Here is a 4,444-nt window from a genome sequence, read left to right on the forward strand (position 1 = left end):
TAATTACCAAAAAAAAGTTGGGTAGTCGCATTGTTGTTGGTGAAGCGTGTTGGACTAAATCTTAGCCTAAGCCTACGTATGTCTAAGCCTAAACAAGTATAAACCTTTGTTTGCTTTCAACCACGAGGCGATTACCAGTCGCCTCCAACAAGCGGATAACCAACCGCTTCAAAATAAAAAATTTCAAATTTAGGCTAACACATTTTGACCAACAGCGAGACTACCTGATGCACAAAAATCATCAGGACGGTCACTCATGTACCAAGAAAATTTCTCTTCAGATGTCGAGAACAAGCCCCAATTAAGCCTTTCACAGCCTTCAAAAAAGAAAATCAAACCCCACCTGCCCGCAGAATCCGTGGGCAAACGCTACGTAGAGCGCTTTTGGCATCCATTTGGGGCGATTGTTGCCCCTTCTTTAGTAGAAGGTGCAAAACCAGCATGGCGTACCATCGATTATTACCTCCAACCCTCCCAACTGTGGAACCTGCACCAAGACAAGTCGAAACTAGTAGGTCTGCGCTTTAACGACACAACTCGTTACGCCACAATCGATTTAGACTTTTTTGGCGACTACCATAACATTGAATCCATAAATCGGATCAAAGCAGCGCTAGAGGACATCGGCATAGTCGATATCATCATCCTCCAGTCCAGCTTTAGTGGTGGCTATCACCTTATCCTAAGCTTTACATCTCCCCTACCCACCTTTCCCCTAGCCTGCGCCCTAGAGATTACCTTGAGAAATGCAGGTTTTATCCTGCGCCAAGGACACCTAGAAATCTTCCCCAACACCAAACCATATAGTGCCAAACAAATAACCAACTACAAAGCTATCCGTTGCCCCATGCAACCGGGTAGCGGGTCATTTTTACTTAATGACGACCTGCAAGCTATTAGTGACTCAGTTTCTATCTTCCTCGACTATTGCGATCGCGCGGCCAGTCGGCAAGATTTAACCAAACTAAAACGGGTAGCGAACAAAGCCAAAAAACAAATTTCACGGGAGAGATATCGCAAGCAAGAATCTGCTGACGTTGTACAGTGGCGTGCCAACTGGGAAGAAATCATCACCACAGGCTGGACAGGAAAAGGACAAACAAACACCCTCCTACAAATCTTCGTAGGCTACGGAATCGTCTTTTTAGACTTAGAGAGTGATAAATTAGTTGAATTTTGCCTTACTACCGCAATTAACGCCCCTGGCTACAGCCAATATTGCCGACACCAGCACGAAATCGAAGCTAGAGTGCGGCATTGGGTAGAATCCACAATTCGCAACAAATGGTACAGCGCCTATATTAGTTATCCCGAACGGCTATTGGGTACATTCGCCAACACATTTGCAGAAGCCATAGCAGGCATTAGCAGCATCCATAAACCCAAAGATAACGTAATCCCATTTGACCGTCGTAAGCAACAGAACTGGGAACGCAGCCAAAAAGCCCAAAAACGCATCCAGATAGTAGTAAGGGCAATAGAGTGGGATAGTGGGTTGCCAGCAGGGGCTACTGAACGGGGGAAAGCAATACGTGCTGAATACAAACGCCGTTTTCACAAAACTATCTCACAAGAGACATTACAAAAGCACTTGCATTTGTGGCATCCTACGCGCTACATCTTAGACCCTTGGACAGAAAATAGCTCAAACCCTTATAAATCAACAAATGACGGGCAATTTAATAGCTTTCAAAACTTATTTGTAAAACAGAGTGCTGAAAACCCTTACCAAAAGGAAAATGACGGTCATTCTTTCTATATGAAGGTTTTTTGTAACTGCTTACCTTCTGCTGCCGATGCCCCTACAGGGCAGTTGGCATTAGCAAGTTTTGAAGAAGTTGCTGAGTCTGAAGGAGAATTATTTGTACTACAGGTACAAGATGAATTTGAGGAAATTAATATTAATTCCGAAGAATTGAATTTATTGCAACCAGAGGATTTGTCTTTAACTTCAGGTGTCAATAATTCTGATAATTCATTAGTTTCTCCAAATATTATACAACTAGCTGAAAATGTTAATAAAATTACTTCATATAAGGATTTTAAATACCTCTCTACCCCCAGCGCGGCTGAAAATTGCAATAACAAAAACTTATTAATCAATTCTGTCAGTATTCCGCCTACTGCGCCTACATCTGCAATTGTGCCGCCTGAAATGTCACAAAAAGCCGAAGTTAGTGAGCAAAGTACACATTCAAGCGATCCAGCAACAACTCTCGCTTTGTCAGAACTGAAGAATCTGACTAAGTTGCGACTCCAAGCAGCATCCTACGCCAAGCGTGTAGCTAGAGAGTACTGCCTGATTGCGCGACGCTTGATTGGAGGCAGAGAACGTGAACGTTTGGAGCAGAGTGCCAAAATGCAATTTTATCTCGATTCGGGTAACAAAACTCTAATTGCAGAAGCCAACGAGTGGGCAACTGTCAATCCTGGGTGTCTACCGTTTTCGTTGGAGTTGGCGTTTCAAGAAAGTGAGAGGTGATGCCTGAATGGCATACATTCTATTCCTGTTCCAATGCTACTCACGGGCGTAGCTGTGCTAATCGCTTCTCTATCTCCTGCTCATACCGTGTAATACTCGGTAGTGGTTCTGAGAAATCCCATGTATTACGAGGTAAAGTCAAGCCAATCATCTACGTAATACATGGTGTATTATATCTGATAATTATTTTGCAATCCAGCAGTCAGCGATTACAGATACTTACGCCATAGCTGTAGCCATTTGGTGGCAAGACTCGGCGCAACGACGGCAAGACACAGCACAGCGTTTACAGTGGTCGCTATCGTGTTTTTCACATTCACTGGCACAGCGATCGCAAGCTTCAGCACAGACTCCACATAATTGAGCATGGAGAGCCGAATTGCGAGACATAAAACGGGCACACAGAGCGCAAGTATCAGCACAGTCTCGGCACAACTTAATGCATTGAGCCATCATTTGTACCATGTTGCCACTTAAACAGGCATCAGCACAGTTTTCACACTCGCGCAGGCAATCAAAGCAAGCCTCTATGCAACTTTCAAGCAAGGATTGGTGAGATTGAGTTGTCGTCATAATTATACCTCCGATTTCAAGTCGTCAATTTCACATGAGGCAGTATTTATGCCTCTTCGTGCTTACATTAAAAAATAACTAATCTGCTTGCGTCTACCTAATGGCACAAGAAATATTTATTACTAATGACATCAGGAAATTTCATGCTGATTTCATTTGAATTCGTCCCCATTGGACTCCTGTCGCCATTGCCACAGGTCGTGCCTTTGCCGATACTGTGTTTGGTAATCAGCCCCGAACTGTGAATTTAGAGTGTATTCCCTCAGCACTTTCTTCTCGACCGGAAGCGGCTACGGTTGGCTTGACCGAAGCTAAAGCACGCGAAAAATTTGGAGAATCAATACGCTGCTATTCCCAAAGGTTTCAACCTCTTTTCGACACGATTGCTGAACCGGAACAGAAAACTCTCATTACAGCACTTCCGGCTATTATGCAATACAGTTTTTCTCCCTGCCTCTCTCCTATCATCACTTTCAGCTATGAGGTACATCCTCATAGCTGCCGGAAGTGCCGTAAATTAGTAGTTGATAGCAAATCAGACAGGGTACTCGGTGCTCATATGGTCGGTGAGTATGCTGGTGAAATTATTCAATGTCTTGGACTTGCTATTCGCACAGGTATCACTAAAAAAGATTTTGATGTAACAATTGGTATTCATCCTTCAGCGGCGGAAGAGTTTTTTACCTTGCGCTAATTTTTGCTACTGACAAGAGTATATAGGATTCCTATTTGATTTATGAAAATCCAGATTAGTCCAAAGCTTAGTTAACAAAGCTTAGAGGCTTAGTATAGCTATCAAGATTCAAACCTGATTTCTAGATCCAGTTAATACTCCTTAATGAAACACGCTTTTTAAGAACTGGCTTGCTGTAAATTCAAAGGTAAATATGCGCTCCAAATCAATTTTATGGATAGTTTTATTTTTCAGTGCGTTTGCTTTACTCACTTATAAGAAATTCGGTAGTGATAAATATATAGTGATAATAGAGATTTAGTATTTATACTCGGATAATTCAGTAACTATTTCCAGATTTGTGTATTGCTTTTTATACTATAAAATGACGTGCGGAATGTGGGTTAAATACTTAGCCTCGGCGAGGGTATGGGAAATTGTTCTGGGGTGGATCGGGGTGGGTGCGATCGCTGTTCTAGCGATCTGCTGATGGTAGAATAAGTGTAAAATTAAGAACATTCATAATGTTACATGAATTTCTCTTAGCAGAACGTGACGAAATTCTCACCTTGTGTTCAAAAAAGATCGTGCGTCTTGGTGATTCCATGAGTTCGAGCGACGAAATGGAAAGAGGATTACCTGTGTTCTACGATGAACTCATTGAGGTATTACGTGCTGATGCTGATATAGATGAATCTAGGGAACCAGATAACAAT

3 protein-coding genes and 1 pseudogene are annotated in these 4,444 nt (G+C 42.5%); 3 read left to right on the forward strand and 1 reads right to left on the reverse strand.

Annotated features, from left to right (window positions below):
- Window positions 1-256: 256 nt before the first annotated feature.
- Complete coding sequence (locus CDG79_RS39220; protein WP_094346876.1) at window positions 257-2,482, forward strand: hypothetical protein; 2,226 nt, start codon at window positions 257-259, stop codon at window positions 2,480-2,482.
- A gap of 219 nt (window positions 2,483-2,701) precedes the next feature.
- On the opposite strand, the gene CDG79_RS39225 is transcribed toward CDG79_RS39220, so the two are convergent.
- Window positions 2,702-3,055, reverse strand: a complete 354-nt coding sequence (locus CDG79_RS39225) for a four-helix bundle copper-binding protein (RefSeq protein ID WP_094346877.1) — start codon at window positions 3,053-3,055, stop codon at window positions 2,702-2,704.
- A gap of 163 nt (window positions 3,056-3,218) precedes the next feature.
- Here CDG79_RS39225 and CDG79_RS41840 point away from each other — a divergent pair.
- Both CDG79_RS41840 and CDG79_RS39240 read left to right on the forward strand, forming a co-directional pair.
- Window positions 3,219-3,749 (forward strand): annotated as a pseudogene (locus CDG79_RS41840) (hypothetical protein); the annotation flags it as partial.
- A gap of 503 nt (window positions 3,750-4,252) precedes the next feature.
- On the forward strand, window positions 4,253-4,444 hold a 192-nt coding region (locus CDG79_RS39240), incomplete at its 3' end, for a hypothetical protein (RefSeq protein ID WP_223278637.1).

It is taken from the genome of Nostoc sp. 'Peltigera membranacea cyanobiont' 232, assembly GCF_002245985.1.
In the GTDB taxonomy this organism is placed as follows: Bacteria; Cyanobacteriota; Cyanobacteriia; order Cyanobacteriales; family Nostocaceae; genus Nostoc.

Bases quoted from the DNA above. Each gene is read 5' to 3' on its own strand.
- CDG79_RS39225 (WP_094346877.1), bottom strand. From the start codon at position 3,055: ATGACGACAACTCAATCTCACCAATCCTTGCTTGAAAGTTGCATAGAG.
- CDG79_RS39220 (WP_094346876.1), top strand. From the start codon at position 257: ATGTACCAAGAAAATTTCTCTTCAGATGTCGAGAACAAGCCCCAATTA.